This is a genomic window from Dietzia sp. IBK-p2-15D, from assembly GCF_057773105.1.
The window spans coordinates 1-459 of sequence record NZ_JBYMTK010000084.1; the positions used below are offsets into that span (position 1 = coordinate 1).

The following is a 459-nucleotide window of genomic DNA, read 5'->3' on the forward strand; positions in this document are numbered from 1 at the left end:
ATGATCTTTTAAAAAACAATGTCGAACTCCATAGTTATGCGGCTACTAAGAAACAACTTATTGACTGCCTAAAGAACAGCGAGACTAAGGTAATACGCATCATTGCGGATGAGTTGAAGAAAGCCGGGTTAGGCGGTTTCCGGACACACGACATTGTTGAATGGCTCAAAGAGGTAAAGAATGAATTAAAGGCCAGAGGAATTGCGGATTATCTAATGCTGATCTGGGATGAATTCACATCTCTTTTGGATATTCCTGCGAGAAGAAGCATTCTTAATGTGATGCAGGATATTGCTGAGTTAAGTTATGCGGAAATTGACGGCAGTAGCACTGAGACTGTCGGTGTCTATTTGTTGCTTGTTACACATAAAAAACTCGAAGCAACTGAAACATATCGAGAGCTGAAGGAAGACGAAAAAACAATGGCTAAGGCTCGTTTCGTTGAATTAGATTACGGAA

At 40.5% G+C, this 459-nt stretch carries 1 protein-coding gene; it reads left to right on the top strand.

Annotated features, from left to right (window positions below; translation table 11 throughout):
* On the top strand, positions 1-459 hold a 459-nt coding region (locus AC3DEV_RS16975), incomplete at both ends, for a hypothetical protein (RefSeq protein WP_488372867.1).